The sequence below is a fragment of the Mesorhizobium sp. NFR06 genome (assembly GCF_900115245.1).
Classification (GTDB): domain Bacteria; phylum Pseudomonadota; class Alphaproteobacteria; order Rhizobiales; family Rhizobiaceae; genus Mesorhizobium.
In genome coordinates this window covers 241,211-256,611 of record NZ_FOVT01000002.1, presented here as the reverse complement: position 1 = coordinate 256,611, position 15,401 = coordinate 241,211, and the positions used below count along the sequence as shown (strand labels likewise).

Below are 15,401 nucleotides of genomic sequence, written 5' to 3'. Positions count from 1 at the left end.
CAGACACTCATCATCCTCGCTCCGGGTTTGCGACCGGCAGAAATTTCGCATCGACACCAATCATCTTGCGATCCAGCCGACCCATCCAGTGCTGCAACAATGGTATCCAGCACGCTCGAAAGGCTGGTCAAAACATCCGAGTGCCAAACTCTCAACACTGACCAACCGTTGCGATTCATCGTTTCATCCCTGTATCGATCCCGAGATCGACCCGCATGTTGGCTCCCGTCGACTTCCACGACCAGGTTGGCTTCACGGCAGGCGAAGTCCGCGAAATAGGGGCCAATCGGTAATTGGCGAACAAACTTGTGCCCATTCAATCGCCGTCCGCGCAGTTCGTGCCACAGTCTTTGCTCGGCATCATTTTCGACCTTCCGCAGCTCACGGGCTCTCGTAACCTTTGGCTCATTTCCACCGCGCATGGCGCTGCCCCTCATCCGCCCTTCGGGCACCTTCTCCCCGTGAACGGGGAGAAGGAAGATCACCACAGCCCCTTCTTCTTCAACTCCTCCATCTCGCGCGCAGCGCGCTCGCGCAGCCGCGCGTCGCGCAGGAGCTTCTCCACCGCCGCGTCGTCGGATTTGTCGGAATAACGGAACTCGGAATCGGCGTAGCGATTGATCTCCTGCATCACCATGTCCATCGAGAACGGCCCGCGCAATTCCTCGATCATCGCTTTCTTGTCGTCGTAGCTCTTGTGCATGAAGGCTTCCGGCTTTTCGAACCAGTCGTCCGGCAGCTCGATGTCCATGGCGCGCATCTTGATGGCGTCGGTGACGTTCTTGATGGCGCGGCCGGTGAAGCGGGGCTCGGCGTCCTTGATCATGTGCAGGTAGGTGCCGACATCGGCCATGGTCTTCGGCGCGCCATTCTCCTTCATGTAGCGCTCATAGACCTTCATCAGTCCGTCTTCCTGGGGCTTCTCATGCTCTACATAGGCCTCGGCAACGGCACGCTGAATCTCCTGCGCGGCGTAGAGCTCGTGCTCGCCCAGCGGGATCTTGTGGTTCTTGCCGGCAAGCAGCACGAAGATGTCGATATAGTCGTCGCGGGTCTGCGGCCCGTCGACCAGCCAGCGCGCGCCGGCGCGCTGGCGCAGCGCATCGTCGACATTTTCCGGATAGTTGGAAAACATGCCGAAGGCGCAGTTGCCGCGCACCACTGTCGAGGCGCCGGCGAAGGCGTCCATCAGCACGCCGGTGATTTCCTGCTGGCCGGCCGATGCGCGGTCGTCGGAGCGGCGCGCCGCCACCTGGTCGATGTCGTCGATGGTGCCGAAGCCGATGGCGCGCGGGTTGAGCACGTTGTTGATGAACTGGCGGCAGTTCTGGCCCGACTTGCCCTGGTAGGACGAGATCTGGTCGACGCCGAAATTCTCGTAGGCGAAGGGATAGCCGGCGACCTGGCAGTAGCCGTTGACGAGGCCGGCGATCATCTGGATCAGCGTCGTCTTGCCGGTGCCGGGCGCGCCGTCGCCGATGAAGGTGAAGAGGAAGCCGCCGAGCTCGACGAAGGGGTTCAGCTCGCGCTCGAAGTCGTAGGCCATCAGCATCTTGGCCAGCCTGACCGACTGGAATTTGGCGATGTGATTGCCGACAACCTCTTCGGGTTTCTTGAAGGTCATCACCAGCGGCTTGGCGCGCTTGCCGGGCGCGACGTCGAAGCCGTCGAGGGTGAAGTCGTCGACATCGATGCGGATATGCGCGTTTTCGAACGGGCCGATGCCGTCGAAGCGACCCTTGCGCGCCAAAAGCCCGTCGATGGCGACGCGGGCAAAGGCGCGCGCCCGCGTCGTCAGGTCGGTATCGTCCTTCGAGCCGGCGATCGCCTTGTCCAAGCCTGCGACAATCGACTTCACCGCGTCCTGCGGCGTATCGAACAGGAAATCGGGCTCGGGGATGTCGTTCGGCGCCTCGCCGTCGCTGTCGATCAGCTGGAAAAGGTAAGAGGCGAGGCTGAAGGCCGAAACATAAGCCGAGGCCGACAGAAGCTTCTTAAACGTCGCCGCCTCGTCGCCTTCGAGCGGCGCGCGGACGTTCTTCGCCTGCAGGCTCTCGAGGTCGGAGCCTTCGGCGAAGACATCCGAAATGGCGAGCGCGATCGCCAGGCCGCGCCGGGCGCGGTAGAGAAGCGTGTGTTGCGGAATGGTCATCAACTGGTCGTCGGGATGGATCGCTCCGACGGTCTTCGAGAGCTCGACCTCGCGGGTGCGGCGCACCGAGCCGACCGAGACGGTCGAGACGAAGCGGCGGTTGGTGCCGGCAAGCGCCGTGCCGGATTCGCGCGACGGATCCTCCAGCACGACGATGCGGGTGATGAAGCTCTGCGCGGTGGTGCGGTGCTTTTCGATGGCGGCTTCCGAAATCGTGGTCAGGCCGGTGTCCATGAAGGATGCTCCGCGGTTTCGACGGTCATACGTCGCTGATGACCTGTCCGTTGGACAGGATGTGGACCTTGTAGCCAGAAAAGATCTTCTGCGCCTCGCCGGCGGCATAGAGCGCCTGGTAGGCCTCGTGCGGGATCAGCGCGTGGTTCTCGTAGCTCGACACGCCCTGGCGCGCGGCTTCGAGATCGTCGGTGTTGATGAAGAATTCCTGCGTCGTCTTCTCGCTGGAAAACAGCCCCCTGCGGCCGGGCTTCTCGCTCTTGGAGAAGACCTCCTGGATGGTCCAGGTCAGCAGCCAGGCGTTCTCCGGCTTGCGCACCTTGGCCAGCACCTCCGCCACCGTCGAATTGTTGTCGGTGATGCCGGCCGAATAGAAGGGGCCGAGCACGACGCGCCGCAACTGCTTGGGATGCAGCGGCTCGAAATCCTTGTCGAGATTGACCGCGATGGTCGCCGGCGACAGCGTGTAGGCCGAATTCTTCTCGGTGAAGTCGTCGAAGCGGTGCGCAAGCTCGGGGTTGAGCAGGCCGTCGACGGGAAGCGGAATATCGACCCTCTCGTTGAGTTTGCCCGTGCTGCCGTCGACCAGCTGGCGCACCATGTTGTCGGAAGAGTCCTCGACCGTCACCATGTAGACCAGCGGCAGGTTGGCGCTGCCGTCGAACGAGGCCCAGTGGACGAGATAATAGGGCCGCATGGTCTTCGGGTTGACCGAGACCTTCGCCGTCTGCGCCAATGTGAACGGGCCGAACGTCGCCTCGCTCTTGACGTCCTCCAGATAGAGCCGCTCGGCCATCGATTTCTGAAGCGCTGCGGGAAACTCCTTGTGGCGCAGGATGAAGTCGGCCATCTCCTCGCGCAGCTCGCCGGCCTGCGGGATGTTGGCCAGACGGGCGTCGGCCTGCTGGCGGTCGTTTTCCAGTTCGAGCAGGTTCTGGAAGACCGGAAAACCGCTGTCGGCGCGCGAAATGCGGAACGTGTCCATGAAGCCGAGCCGGTTGCGCCAGCAGGCAAAGGACTTGTCCAGCCGGGCGATGTATTCGGCGACGATCTTGGCGACGATGCCGTGCCGGTAGAGCGGCGAGCGATCGTCGCGCATGAACACTTCCAGCCCGCTCAGTGCCGCCGTGATGGCGGAAAAATAACGTGCCGCGGCGTCGTTCTCAGGTTTCATGTGGCTGCCGTGGAAATGAAGTCAGCGGCGCCGCCTATTGCTGCACATAGTTGGCGGCATTGTGCTTTTTCATCACGTCGTCGAAGCGGCGCGCGAAGGCGTCGTCGGCGAGCTTCTTGCGGCGCTGGATGTCGGCGCTGGCCACCATGTTCTTTTCATGCATTTCGAGCAGATCGCCGATATGCTTCTGGGAAGCGGCGCCGATGCCGGCCATCGTCTCCTCGGCCGTATTGTCAACCTGGCTGCCCAGCGTGTTGATCTTGTGAGCGACGTCCTGCTGGGCGGCGGTCTTCAGCGAATCTTCCAGCGCCTTGTAGAGGACGATGCGCTGCTCGGTGTCGATAGTCAGCTTGTTGATCAGCGTCGACTGCGCGGCGATCTGGTTGTTGAGCGAATCCACGAAGGTCTGGAACATCGAGGTGTAGCGCTCGAGCGTCTGGCTTTCGGCGAGCAGTTCCTGCTCCTTGGCCTGCTTCTCGTTGTATTCGGTCGCCATCTTCGAGCGCTCGCCCTCGAGCTCGGTGCGCTCCTTCTGGGTGGTGGAGGAGGCGATCTTGTTCTCGATGTCCAGCAGCAAGGGGTTCAATTCCTCGATGCGCTTTTGCACCGCTTCGAGATTGGTCATGGTCGTCTTGCGGCGTTCGATCACCTGCGACAGGCTGGTCTCGGAGGTCTTGTAACGCTGGTCGAGGACCTGTTTCTGCGCCTTCAAGATGCCGACGATGGTATCCGACTTCGCCAGAAGCTCCTGCAAATTGCCGGCCAGCGACATGTTGCGCACGCGATCGGTGCGCATGCGCTGCTTGCGCTGCGCCGAGAAGACGCCGACGAAGTTTTCCCAGCCGGTATAGTTCTTCATGCTCTCGAATTCGGCGCCGAAGACGTTGGTGGCGTCCTCAAGCCCGATGATCAGGTCGGCGATATTGCCCTCCATCACCTTTTGCTGCTGGAGCACATCCTCGATGCGGGCATTCTCGATGTCGAAATTGGCGTCGCCGATCTTCTTGTCGGCCTGAGCAAGCGTGTCGAGCACGGTGCCGGACTGCTCGATCTTGGTGCGCATGTCCTGCACGACCTGCTTGGTCTTGGCAATTTCGGCATCGAAATTCTGCAATGTCGCCATTGGGGCCTCCCGCTTCGGCATCCGTTTCCGTGTCGTGGCGGCGAATATATGTGGGGCTTCAAGGGATTGAAAGAAGGAAGACAAGGAGAGGCGTCAAAACAAAAGAATTGGTTAGGTTCTTGAAAGACAAGGCAAGCATGCGCATAGCGCCCAGTAATGCGCACCGTCGTCGAACAGCTTTAGCCGATATGCGTTAAGTTATTGTTTTTGCAAAAATAGCCAGTGCCGTGAAATGGCGCCGGCAAATCTCTTGTCGCGGATCTCTCCGAAATCAGCGGATCGGCAGTGAGCCGTTTACGGACCATACCGGGTTCGCGGGCGCCGATCAGGGCTTTTGGGGTCGGCCTTGAGACAGCCGATCACATTGGCGATGTCGCCATCGGCGGTCAGGCCGGTAAAGGTCATTCTGTTGCCGGGAACATTCCGGCTCAGCGGCTGACAAAGCCGATGAAGTCGTCGGGTGCTACCCTGCCCATCTCCTCTTCCCAATGGCGGCGGCAGAGCGAAACATAGACATCTTTGCCGATCGCCACCTGCTCGCCCTGTTTGGCCACCTTGCCGTCGGGGCCGAGGCGCACCACCATCGTCGCCTTGCGGCCGCAGCGGCAGATGGTGCGCACCTCGCGCAGGTCGTCGGCGATGGCAAGCAGCGCGCGCGAGCCGGAGAACAAATTACCCTGGAAATCGGTACGCAGCCCGTAGCACATGACAGGAATGCCCAGCCGGTCCGCGATGCGGGCGAGTTGCCAGACCTGCTCCTCCTCGAGGAACTGCGCCTCGTCGACGAAGATACAATGCACCGGAACATGCTGGTGATGCTCGGCGACCCGGGCATAGAGATCGTCGCCGCCGCGGAACATCTCGGCCTCGGATTCGAGACCGATGCGCGACGAGATCAACCCGCTGTCGCCCTTGCGATAGTGGCCGGCGACGAACAGCATCGTCGACATGCCGCGTTCGCGATAGTTGTAGGACGCCTGCAAAAGCATGGTCGTCTTGCCGGCGTTCATCGTGGCGTAGTGGAAGTAAAGTTTGGCCATGGGGCCTTTTAAGCCGACTTGCTGCCACGCGGGGAGAGGGCACCGGCTCCGTCCACCAAAAAGTCCATGTCGCTCAAAAAGCCGTCATGTCGCTTAATGGCCAGCGCGCGCCGTTCATCGTGATGCTGAACCGCTTGAAACAACATCAAAATGGTGTTTGGCTGACGAAACAAGGCGGGCGCAAGAACCGTGACTTCGCTTTGCCTCTGAATTCCAATGGGAGAAAGTTTATGTCGCGTATGAAATCTTTCGTCGCAGGCCTCGGCCTCGCGGCGCTTCTGTCCACGACCGCCGCCTATGCCGGCGATCCGGCGAGCTGCAAGGCGGTCCGCCTGTCCGATGTCGGCTGGACCGACATCCAAGCCACCACGGGCCTGGCCTCGGTGCTGCTCACCGCGCTCGGCTATGAGCCGCAGGTGATCCAGCTCTCGGTGCCGGTGACCTATGCGTCGCTGAAGAACAAGGACCTCGACGTCTTCCTCGGCAACTGGATGCCGTCGATGACCAACGACATCAAGGACTATACCGCCGACGGTTCCGTCGAGACGATCAGCACCAACCTGACCGGCGCCGGCTACGGCATCGTCGTGCCGACCTATGTCGCGGACGCCGGCGTCAAGACGCTGACCGACCTCGGCAAGTTCAAGGACAAGTTCAACGGCAAGATCTACGGTATCGAGGCCGGCAATGACGGCAACCGCATCATCCTCGACATGATCAAGAACCCGAAGGACAATCTGGCCGGGTTCGAGCTTGTCGAGTCCTCCGAGGCTGGCATGCTGACGCAGGCCGAGCAGTCGATGAAGAACAACGAGTGGATCGCCTTCCTCGGCTGGACGCCGCATCCGGTGATGGGCGCTATGAAGATCACATATCTCGAGGGCATGGGCGACAGCGGCTTCGGCGCTGCCACCGTCTACACCAACGTGCGCAAAGGCTACACCACCGAATGCCCGAACGCCGGCAAGTTCATCGCCAACCTGAAGTTCAATCTCGACATGGAAGGGCAGATGATGGACGCGATCCTTAAGGGCGGCGACGCCCAGACGGTGGCGACCGACTGGCTGAAGAAGCATCCGGACGCGATCACGCCCTGGATCGCCGGCGTCACCACCTTCGACGGCGGCGACGCGGCGGCTGCCATCAAGACCGCGCTCGGGAGCTGAGCCGGCTTTGAGTCCGGAATAGCGATCCGGGAAGAGGGCAGCCAGTTAGAAGAGGCTGCCCTTTTTCTTAAAGCGCGGCGCGCTTTAAGCCTCTGTTTTGACGCATGTCGTTTTCCCAAAACCGCTGCACACTTTTGGGTGACATGCGTTAATCTGTGAGAAGATGACCTTACGTCAAGCGCGGCGGAGCCGAGAGGGGAAAGATGGATCCGATTTCGAAATTCCTGACCGACTACAGAATCCCCATCGGCCCATGGGGCAAGGCCTTCTTCGGGTTCCTGACCGACAATTTCGACACCGTCTTTCGGGCGTTTTCAAACGGGCTGAATTTCATCCTCGACGGGGCGGTGGATCTCCTGCTGATGGTGCCACCGGTTCTGCTGGCGCTGGTCATCGCGATCGTCGCCTGGCTGTTGCAGCGTTCGCGACCTCTCGCCATCGGCGTCTTTCTCGGCCTGATCTTCATCATCAACCAGAACCTGTGGAAACAGACGGTGCAGACGCTGGTGCTGGTGGTGGCCGCCGCCGCGATGGCGATGGCGATCGGCGTGCCGCTCGGCATCTGGGCCGCGCACAAGCCGAAGGTCTATCGCATCATGCTGCCGGTGCTCGACCTGATGCAGACGCTGCCGACCTTCGTCTACCTGATCCCGGTGCTGACGCTGTTCGGGCTCGGCAACGCACCCGGACTGATCGTCACCATCATCTTCGTCATTCCGACAGCCGTGCGGCTCACGCATCTCGGCGTGGTTTCGGTGCCCAAGGCAATCATCGAAGCGGGCGAGGCCTTCGGCGCCACCAAGAGCCAGCTGCTGTGGAAGGTGGAGTTGCCATCGGCGCTGCCGACCATCATGGCTGGCCTGACGCAATCGATCATGCTGTCGCTGTCGATGGTGGTGTTCGCCGCCCTCATCGGCGCCGGCGGCCTCGGCACGGAAATCAACCGCGCGCTCGGCTCGCGCCGCATCGATCTCGGGCTTGAGGCGGGCCTCGCCATCGTCGTGCTCGCCATCGTGCTCGACCGCATGACCCGCATCGGCGTTGGAGGCAAGAAATGACCGTCGCGGTTGATTTCAAGAACGTAGACATCGTCTTCGGCGCTGACCAATCAGGTTCGCTGGCGATGATCGACAAGGGCGCCACGCGTGCCGAGATCCTCGAAAAGACCGGCAACGTGCTGGGCTGCGCCGACGCCAGCCTCACCGTGCACGAGGGCGAGATCTCGGTGCTGATGGGCCTTTCCGGCTCCGGCAAGTCGACGCTGCTCAGGGCGGTCAACCGGCTGAACGTCGTGTCGCGCGGCCAGGTGCTGGTCAAGGATGGCGACCGCACCGTCGATGTCGTCACCTGCGACGAAGCGACCCTGCGCCGGCTGCGCCAGAAGCAAGTGGCCATGGTGTTCCAGCAGTTCGGCCTGCTGCCGTGGCGCACGGTCGAGGAAAATGTCGGCTTCGGCCTCGAGCTCGCAGGCGTGCCGGAGGCAGAGCGCAAGGCGCGCGTGCACAAGCAGCTGCAGCTCGTCCACCTCGACCAGTGGTCGAAGAAATACGCGCACGAGCTTTCGGGCGGCATGCAGCAGCGTGTCGGTCTGGCGCGCGCCTTCGCCACCGAGGCGCCGATCCTGTTGATGGACGAGCCGTTCTCGGCATTGGACCCGCTGATCCGCACCAAGCTGCAGGACGAACTCCTGCAGCTCCAGGCCGAGCTGAAGAAGACCATCATCTTCGTCAGCCACGACCTCGAGGAGGCGCTGAAGATCGGCAGCCACATCACGATCATGGAGGGCGGCCGCATCGTGCAGACCGGCGCGCCGGAAGACATCGTTCTGCGGCCCGCCAACGACTATGTGCGCGACTTCATCGCCAATGTTAACCCGCTGTCGGTGCTGACGGCGTGGAACGTGATGCGCGACCGTCGCGACCTGGAGCAGGGCGACGACGGCTGGGTGTGGCTCGACCGGCGCAAGACGACGCGCTTCAAGATCGACGGGCATGGCCTGGTGGCCGCGGCCGAGCGCGACGGCAAGCCAGCGGTGTGGGTATCCTGCGCCGATGTCGAGCGCCAGCCGGAGGAGGGGTCGCAAGTGTTCTGGGCCAATCCCGGCACGTCGTTGAAGACGGTGATGCTGGCCATGCACCGCTCGCAGACCGCACCCGTGGCGCTGTTCGACGAAGGATCGCGCTTCGTCGGGGCCATCGGCATCAGGGACGTGCTGAGCGCGGTGCTCAGGCGGTAGGGGTTCCCGCCTTTTTTGGACAAGCGTGAGGTGTTCCGCTGGCGGGCCCTTCGAGCTTGTTCTAGACTGGCTAACAGCCGGATCACGACGTCAGGCGAAAGGGACGCGAATGATCTTCCGTCAGCTCTTCGATTCCGTTTCGGGCACCTATTCCTATCTGCTGGCCAGCCGCCGGGGCGGCGAGGCGCTGATCATCGATCCCGTGCTGGAGAAGGTCGATCGCTACCTGCAACTGGTCAACGAACTCGACCTCAGGCTGGTCAAGGCGGTCGACACGCATCTTCATGCCGACCACATCACCGGCCTCGGCGCGCTGCGCGACAAGACGCATTGCGTGACGGTGATGGGCGAGCAGACCAAGGCCGACGTGGTGTCGATGCGGCTTGCCGACGGCGACAAGCTTGGCATCGAGGGCCTGGCGCTCGACGTCATCTATACGCCCGGCCACACCGACGATTCCTACAGTTTCATCCTGCCTGACCGTGTCTTCACCGGCGATACGCTGCTCATCCGTGGCACCGGTCGCACCGACTTCCAGAATGGCGATCCGCGCCAGCAGTATGAATCGATCTTCGGCCGCCTGCTCAAGCTGCCCGACGAAACGCTGGTCTTTCCCGCGCATGACTACAAGGGCGAGACGGTGTCGACGATCGGCGAGGAAAAGGCCTTCAACCCGCGCCTGCAGGTGAAGTCGGTCGACGAGTATGTGAACATCATGAACAATCTCAATCTGTCCAACCCGAAGATGATGGATGTCGCGGTGCCGGCGAATATGAGGGTGGGACTGCATCAGGACGATATTGCGAGCCGCGGCTGGGCGGTAACCGCCGAACAGGCGCTGGCGCTGGTCGGGCGGCCCGACGTGGCGTTGATCGACCTGCGCGAGCAGACCGAGCGTGAGCGCCACGGCGTCATCCCCGGCGCGATCCATCTGCCTTATGGACGGCTGCAGGAAAACATCGCCGCCGGCGGCATGCTGCATGAGCTGGCGAAGTCGACGAGCAAGCAGCTTCTGTTCTACTGCGCCTTCGGCGAGCGTTCGGCGATGGCTGTGCAGGCGGCGCAGGACGTCGGCATCGCCAGCGCCCGCCACATTCAGGGCGGCATCGATGCCTGGCGAAAGGCTAGCGGTCCGCTGATCCATTAAAGCGCGTCGCGCTGAAACGGATTCAGGCGACGCGCTTTAAGTCTTTGTTTTGATGCATGTCGTCATCCCAGAACCGCTGCACACTTCTGGGCGACATGCATTGGAGCATTTCACCGTTTCACGGAAACGGCGAAACGTTCTTTGTTTTCCTGACGGAAAACCGTGTCACACTTTTCCTGGCTCCAGAGTGCGTCGTCTTGGGCGACATGTTTCGGAGTCAGTTCAGCCCAATGAGCTTGGCGCCGCTCCGGAACAAAGCCTCGCCGTCGCGATCGAAGCGGAAGGTGGCGATGAAATCGTCGGCGCGGTAATCCGGCAACGTGTTGCGGAGCGCGGCGGCGAAGTTTCCCGCTTCGTCGCGCCGGTCGGCCAGTGCCAGGCAGTGGGCGGCGATCGCCAGGATGATGACATGGGCATTGGGCCTTGCGGCCGCCTTCAGCGCCCATTCCGCAGCTTCGTCGTATTCGCCGAGGCGAGCATGCGCCATGGCGCGAGCGCCCATCATGCCGAACAGCAGCGGGTCGAAGGGGCTCAGATGGCGTGAATGATCGGACGAGCCGATCGCCGACCTGGGATCGCCCGACTGAGAGTGCACGAAGGACAGCGAATAGTGGCCGAGCGCGAAGTTCGGGCTGAGGTCGACCGCCTCTGTCAGTTCAAGCAGGGAGCCTTCCTGCTCGCCGCGTAGCCACAGCGCGCGGCCCATCGCCCAGTGCGCGGCGGGGTTGCGGTCGTCGACCAGAAGGCTGTGGCCGGCGCTTTCGAAGGCCAGTGCCGTCTCACGGTCGCGATCGCCCCAGCGTTGGAAAGCGTTCTGCCAGTGGGTGAAGGACATGCCGGCATAGGCGCGGGCGAAAGTGGGATCGAGCTTCAACGCCTCGCCGAAGAAGTGCTGCGCCAGTTCGTTTTCCTGGCGGGTGAAGCGATACATGTGCCACAGGCCGCGATGATAGGCCTCCCAGGCGTTGAGCGAGTTGGGCGCCTTGAGCAATGCGCGGTTGCGCTCGACCGTCGCGACTTCGGCGGCGATCGAGGAGACGATGCTGTTGCCGATATCCTCGATGACGACGAAGATTTCGTCCGGCTGGTGCTCGAAGGTCTCGACCCAGACGATCCTCGCCGTACGCACCTCGACCAGTTCGACCGAGACGATGACGCGACCAGACAAATTGCGGACCGAACCCGTCGCGACATAGTCGACATTCAGCCTGCGCCCGGCGTCGTCGGGCGCGATGTTCTTCTCCGCCAGGGCAAACACCGAGCCGCGGGCGATGACGAAAAAGTCGCGCAGCTTGGCGAGACGGGTGATGATGTCGTGTGTCAGGCCGTCGGCCAGCCCGCCACGAAAAGCTGCGGCATCCTCGGCGAACGGCATGACCGCCAGCGAAGCCCGGCGCGTCGCGGCCGGCTCGGACTCGATCGCGGCGATCGGCGGCGGGACCGGAAAAGACGGCCCGGATCGGGCGCAGGACATCGCAGCTGCATTCCGGGCTCTAATCTCGTGCCATGCTTCGCGGATCGCCGTGAAATCCAATTCTTCCGAGCGGAACAACTCCGCCGCAGCGGTGAGATGCCGTTCGGCGGCGGCGATCTGACCGCGCCTGGCCAGGTTTTCCAACAACGCGACATGCGCGCGGCCGTCGAAGGGTGCAAGCTCCAGCCAACTGTCCAGATAGGCGCTGGCCTCGTCGGTCTCCGGCGGCAAAAGGCGGATGATATGCTCGATAACGGCGATATGAGATGAGTGAAACCGACGGCGCTGCGCCGTCAGCCAACTGCCGAAATGCGGGCTGCGATCGAGCTCCAGGCCATCGAGAAAATCGCCGGCGAAATGCCGCGACAGCTTTTGCAGGCGCATGAGATCCAGCGTCTCGACGCCTTCGGCCACCGCCGATGCGGCATCCAGCGCATCGACTTGGACATCGTCGAGGCGAAGCGAGACCGTATCGGCGTCGGTTTCGACCCGGCGCCGATCCGGGTCATCAAGCGCGGCACGCAGCTTGCTCAGGCACCAGCGCAACTCGCCGCGCGGGTCGTTGGGCACATCCCAGAGAAGCTCGCAAAGCCGGCCGCGGCCGACAGGGTGGGGCGCCAGGACGAGATAGGCGAGCAGGGCGCGCAGTTTGCGCGACGATGGCAGCGCGACCGCGGCGCCGTCGCGTGCAATCCCGAGCGGGCCGAGCAGCCGGATCGACAGGCCGGCAGCCTGGCTTTTCAGGGCCGATCGAACGGATTCCACGCCGGCTTCCACGCTCGTTCCCACGCTGACCAGTCGTTCCATCTTCTATCACCAAACACGACAGGGCGCATACGGCGGCGAATTTCGTGCCGGATGCAGCCATTGCCGACGCCGGGCCGAATTGCCGGGCCGAATTGCCGGCAAGTCAGACGCTACTAACGCGGCAAGGTGTCGAAACCGCGCCGCCCAAACCGCCGGCCTGTAACCGGTGTGTGAGCGCATCAAGGAGCAAAGCCATGTTGCATCAGTTGAAAATCAGAACGACCACCGGGCGCAGGCGGCTGTTCGACAGCATTCTCGATACGATCGGCGACACGCCTGTGATCCGCATCAACAATCTCGGTCCGGCGCATGCAACGATCTATGTGAAGGCCGAATTCTTCAACCCGGCGGCCTCGGTGAAGGACCGGCTGGCGCTCAACATCATCGAGGAAGGCGAGCGCAGCGGCAAATTGAAGCCCGGCCAGACGGTGGTCGAGGCGACCAGCGGCAACACCGGCATCGGCCTTGCCATGGTCTGCGCGCAGAAAGGTTACCCGCTGGTGGTGACGATGGCCGACAGCTTCTCCGTCGAACGCCGCAAGTTGATGCGCATGCTTGGCGCAAAGGTTGTGCTGACGCCGCGCGCCCAGAAGGGTTTCGGCATGTACAAGAAGGCGGTCGAGCTCGCCGAAGCCAATGGCTGGTTCCTGGCCCGCCAGTTCGAGACCGAGGCCAATGCTGCCATCCACGAGGCGACCACGGGGCGCGAGATCATTAACGATTTCGCCGGTTCAAGGCTTGATTATCTGGTCACCGGATATGGCACGGGCGGCACTGTCGCCGGCGTCGGGCGCGTGCTGCGCCGCGAACGGCCGGAGGTCAAGATCGTGCTCGCCGAGCCTGCCAACGCGCAGCTGATCGGCAGCGGCAAGGCGCAGGAGCGTGGCGTCGGCGGCGCGCCGGCAGCCAGCCACCCGGCTTTCGAGCCGCATCCGATCCAGGGCTGGACGCCGGACTTCATCCCCAATGTGCTGCAGGAGGCAATCGACCAGCGCTATTACGACGAAGTGGTGCCGATCTCCGGTCCGGAAGGCATTAAATGGACCAAGGCGCTGGCGCAGCAGGAAGGCATTTTCACCGGCATCTCCGGCGGCGCCACCTTCGCCGTGGCGCGCCAGATCGCCGGAACCGCTCCGGCCGGATCGGTGATCCTGTGCATGCTGCCCGACACCGGCGAGCGTTACATGTCGACGCCGCTCTTCGATGGCATCGAGACCGAGATGGACGCCGATGAAGCAGCGCTGTCGCGCTCGACGCCGAGCTGCCAGTTCGAGGCCTGACGACGAGGACCGCGACGTCGCCCCGCTTGGCGGCGTCGCCATTTTGCGCGCGGGTCGGTCGCGCGGCGGCGGAGAGACCGGATGGATATCTTTCAGGAAGCAAGGATCACGGACGAAACGCTCGATCCGCCGGATTGGACCGATGCGGAAGCGCTTTCGCACCGGATCGTCCAAGACGCCATCGGCTATCTCAAGGATGTCCGCGAGCGCCCGGTGTGGCGCGAGATGCCGGCCGAGGTGCGGTCATTCTTCACCACATCCTTGCCGCGGTCGCCGGCGCCGCTGGTTGAGGTCTATGACGATGTCGCTCGCAACGTCATGCCTTACCCGATGGGCAACATTCATCCGCGCTTCTGGTCCTGGTACATGGGTTCCAGCAATTTCACCGGCGCGCTCGGCGATTTCCTGGCGGCGATCCAAGGTTCCAACCTCGGCGGCGGCAACCATGCCGCTGGCTTGATGGACAGCCAGGTCGTCAACTGGTGCAAGGAAATGGTCGGTTTTCCGGCCTCGGCAAGCGGCACGCTGGTCAGCGGCGGCTCGATGGCCAACATCATCGGGTTGACGGTGGCGCGCAACGTCAAGGCGGGCGTCGACGTGCGCGAGCGGGGCGTCGGCGCCATCCCGAGGCCGCTGCGCTACTACGCCTCGGACCAGGTGCATTCCTGCCATCGCAAGGCCATGGAGGCGCTCGGTCTCGGCAATCGCGCGCTACGGCGGATCCCGAGCGATGCGGGTCTGCGCATCGACATGGCCGCGCTCAAGGCGGCGGTCGCGGAGGATCGCGCGGCGGGTTTTAGGCCGGCCTGCGTCATCGGCACCGCCGGCACCGTCAACACCGGCGCGATCGACGATCTCCAGGCGCTGGCCGCGTTGGCGGCCGAAGAAGACCTCTGGTTCCATGTCGATGGCTGCATCGGCGCGCTGATCGCGATCGCGCCCGAGAACGGATCGCTCGTCGCCGGCATCGAACGGGCGGATTCAATAGCGCTCGATCCGCACAAATGGCTGCACGCGCCGTTCGAGGCGGGCTGCGCGCTGGTGCGCGATGCGGCGGCTCACCGCACCAGCTTCGCGGTGACGCCGGAATTTCTGGAATCGGCGCCGCGCGGGCTTGCCTCCGGAGAATGGCTGCACGACTACGGACTTCAGACGTCGCGCGGCTTTCGCGCGCTGAAAATCTGGATGGCGCTGAAGGAGCACGGCGTCGAAAAATTCGGCCGGCTGATCGACCAGAACATCGCCCAGGCCCGCTATCTCACCGGGCTGATCGAGGCGGAGCCGGCGCTTGAGCTGATGGCGCCGACCACCATCAACATCGTCAGCTTCCGCCACCGGCTGGATGGCGCGTCGGAGGAAAGCCTCAAGGCGTTCAACACCGAGATCATGCTGAGGCTCCAGGAAGAAGGCATTGCGGCTCTGTCCGATACCACGGTGCAGGGCCGGCACTGCCTGAGGGCGGCAATCGCCAATCACCGCACCCGGCGTGAAGATCTCGACCTGGCGGTCCGCGAGATGCTCCGGCTAGGACGTGAAATCGAGGCTGCGGCACCGGTCTGAAAGGTGTA

At 63.1% G+C, this 15,401-nt stretch carries 11 protein-coding genes and 1 pseudogene; 6 read left to right on the top strand and 6 right to left on the bottom strand.

Annotated elements, in window-relative coordinates:
* Positions 1 to 10: 10 nt before the first annotated feature.
* From F3H96_RS05405 to F3H96_RS05380, 5 genes and pseudogenes are all read right to left on the bottom strand, one after another.
* Positions 11 to 422 (bottom strand): annotated as a pseudogene (locus F3H96_RS05405) (DUF559 domain-containing protein).
* A 59-nt stretch (positions 423 to 481) separates the two neighbouring features.
* Positions 482 to 2,386, bottom strand: coding sequence for an AAA family ATPase (locus F3H96_RS05400; RefSeq protein WP_149790902.1), 1,905 nt, complete (start codon positions 2,384 to 2,386; stop codon positions 482 to 484).
* A 25-nt stretch (positions 2,387 to 2,411) separates the two neighbouring features.
* Positions 2,412 to 3,560, bottom strand: a complete 1,149-nt coding sequence (locus tag F3H96_RS05395; RefSeq protein WP_149790901.1) for a hypothetical protein — start codon at positions 3,558 to 3,560, stop codon at positions 2,412 to 2,414.
* A 34-nt stretch (positions 3,561 to 3,594) separates the two neighbouring features.
* Positions 3,595 to 4,683 (bottom strand): hypothetical protein, encoded by a 1,089-nt coding sequence (locus F3H96_RS05390; protein ID WP_149790900.1) that lies wholly within the window; start codon positions 4,681 to 4,683, stop codon positions 3,595 to 3,597.
* Positions 4,684 to 5,111: 428 nt separating this feature from the next.
* Positions 5,112 to 5,723 (bottom strand): thymidine kinase, encoded by a 612-nt coding sequence (locus F3H96_RS05380; RefSeq protein ID WP_149790898.1) that lies wholly within the window; start codon positions 5,721 to 5,723, stop codon positions 5,112 to 5,114.
* A 230-nt stretch (positions 5,724 to 5,953) separates the two neighbouring features.
* On the opposite strand from F3H96_RS05380, the gene F3H96_RS05375 reads away from it, so the two are divergent.
* The 4 genes from F3H96_RS05375 to F3H96_RS05360 all read left to right on the top strand — a co-directional run bounded on the left by F3H96_RS05375 (position 5,954) and on the right by F3H96_RS05360 (position 10,272).
* Entirely contained in the window at positions 5,954 to 6,889 is a 936-nt protein-coding gene (locus F3H96_RS05375) for a choline ABC transporter substrate-binding protein (RefSeq protein WP_149790897.1), read from the top strand.
* A gap of 203 nt (positions 6,890 to 7,092) precedes the next feature.
* Positions 7,093 to 7,947 carry a choline ABC transporter permease subunit gene (gene choW / locus F3H96_RS05370; protein ID WP_149790896.1) on the top strand — a complete coding sequence of 285 codons (855 nt, stop codon included), beginning with the start codon at positions 7,093 to 7,095 and terminating at the stop codon, positions 7,945 to 7,947.
* Positions 7,944 to 9,125, top strand: coding sequence for a choline ABC transporter ATP-binding protein (choV, locus tag F3H96_RS05365; RefSeq protein WP_149790895.1), 1,182 nt, complete (start codon positions 7,944 to 7,946; stop codon positions 9,123 to 9,125). The genes choW and choV overlap by 4 nt, the downstream gene beginning before the upstream one ends.
* Before the next feature lie 109 nt (positions 9,126 to 9,234).
* The gene (locus F3H96_RS05360) at positions 9,235 to 10,272 is read left to right on the top strand and encodes an MBL fold metallo-hydrolase (protein ID WP_149790894.1); all 1,038 of its coding nucleotides are present in this window, start codon (positions 9,235 to 9,237) and stop codon (positions 10,270 to 10,272) included.
* Positions 10,273 to 10,489: 217 nt separating this feature from the next.
* On the opposite strand, the gene F3H96_RS05355 is transcribed toward F3H96_RS05360, so the two are convergent.
* Positions 10,490 to 12,553 (bottom strand): BTAD domain-containing putative transcriptional regulator, encoded by a 2,064-nt coding sequence (locus F3H96_RS05355; protein WP_149790893.1) that lies wholly within the window; start codon positions 12,551 to 12,553, stop codon positions 10,490 to 10,492.
* Between the two features lie 194 nt (positions 12,554 to 12,747).
* On the opposite strand from F3H96_RS05355, the gene F3H96_RS05350 reads away from it, so the two are divergent.
* A complete protein-coding gene (locus F3H96_RS05350; protein WP_149790892.1) occupies positions 12,748 to 13,833 on the top strand; it encodes a pyridoxal-phosphate dependent enzyme in 1,086 nt (361 codons plus the stop codon).
* 81 nt (positions 13,834 to 13,914) lie between these two features.
* On the top strand, positions 13,915 to 15,393 hold the full coding sequence (locus F3H96_RS05345) for a pyridoxal-dependent decarboxylase (RefSeq protein WP_149790891.1): 1,479 nt from the start codon (positions 13,915 to 13,917) through the stop codon (positions 15,391 to 15,393).
* Positions 15,394 to 15,401: the final 8 nt, after the last annotated feature.

Excerpts from the sequence above, each read along its gene's own strand:
- F3H96_RS05355 (WP_149790893.1), bottom strand. The coding sequence starts at position 12,553 with ATGGAACGACTGGTCAGCGTGGGAACGAGCGTGGAAGCCGGCGTGGAA.
- F3H96_RS05360 (WP_149790894.1), top strand. The coding sequence starts at position 9,235 with ATGATCTTCCGTCAGCTCTTCGATTCCGTTTCGGGCACCTATTCCTAT.
- F3H96_RS05350 (WP_149790892.1), top strand. The coding sequence starts at position 12,748 with ATGTTGCATCAGTTGAAAATCAGAACGACCACCGGGCGCAGGCGGCTG.
- F3H96_RS05345 (WP_149790891.1), top strand. The coding sequence starts at position 13,915 with ATGGATATCTTTCAGGAAGCAAGGATCACGGACGAAACGCTCGATCCG.
- F3H96_RS05390 (WP_149790900.1), bottom strand. The coding sequence starts at position 4,683 with ATGGCGACATTGCAGAATTTCGATGCCGAAATTGCCAAGACCAAGCAG.
- F3H96_RS05400 (WP_149790902.1), bottom strand. The coding sequence starts at position 2,386 with ATGGACACCGGCCTGACCACGATTTCGGAAGCCGCCATCGAAAAGCAC.
- choV (WP_149790895.1), top strand. The coding sequence starts at position 7,944 with ATGACCGTCGCGGTTGATTTCAAGAACGTAGACATCGTCTTCGGCGCT.
- F3H96_RS05380 (WP_149790898.1), bottom strand. The coding sequence starts at position 5,723 with ATGGCCAAACTTTACTTCCACTACGCCACGATGAACGCCGGCAAGACG.
- choW (WP_149790896.1), top strand. The coding sequence starts at position 7,093 with ATGGATCCGATTTCGAAATTCCTGACCGACTACAGAATCCCCATCGGC.
- F3H96_RS05375 (WP_149790897.1), top strand. The coding sequence starts at position 5,954 with ATGTCGCGTATGAAATCTTTCGTCGCAGGCCTCGGCCTCGCGGCGCTT.
- F3H96_RS05395 (WP_149790901.1), bottom strand. The coding sequence starts at position 3,560 with ATGAAACCTGAGAACGACGCCGCGGCACGTTATTTTTCCGCCATCACG.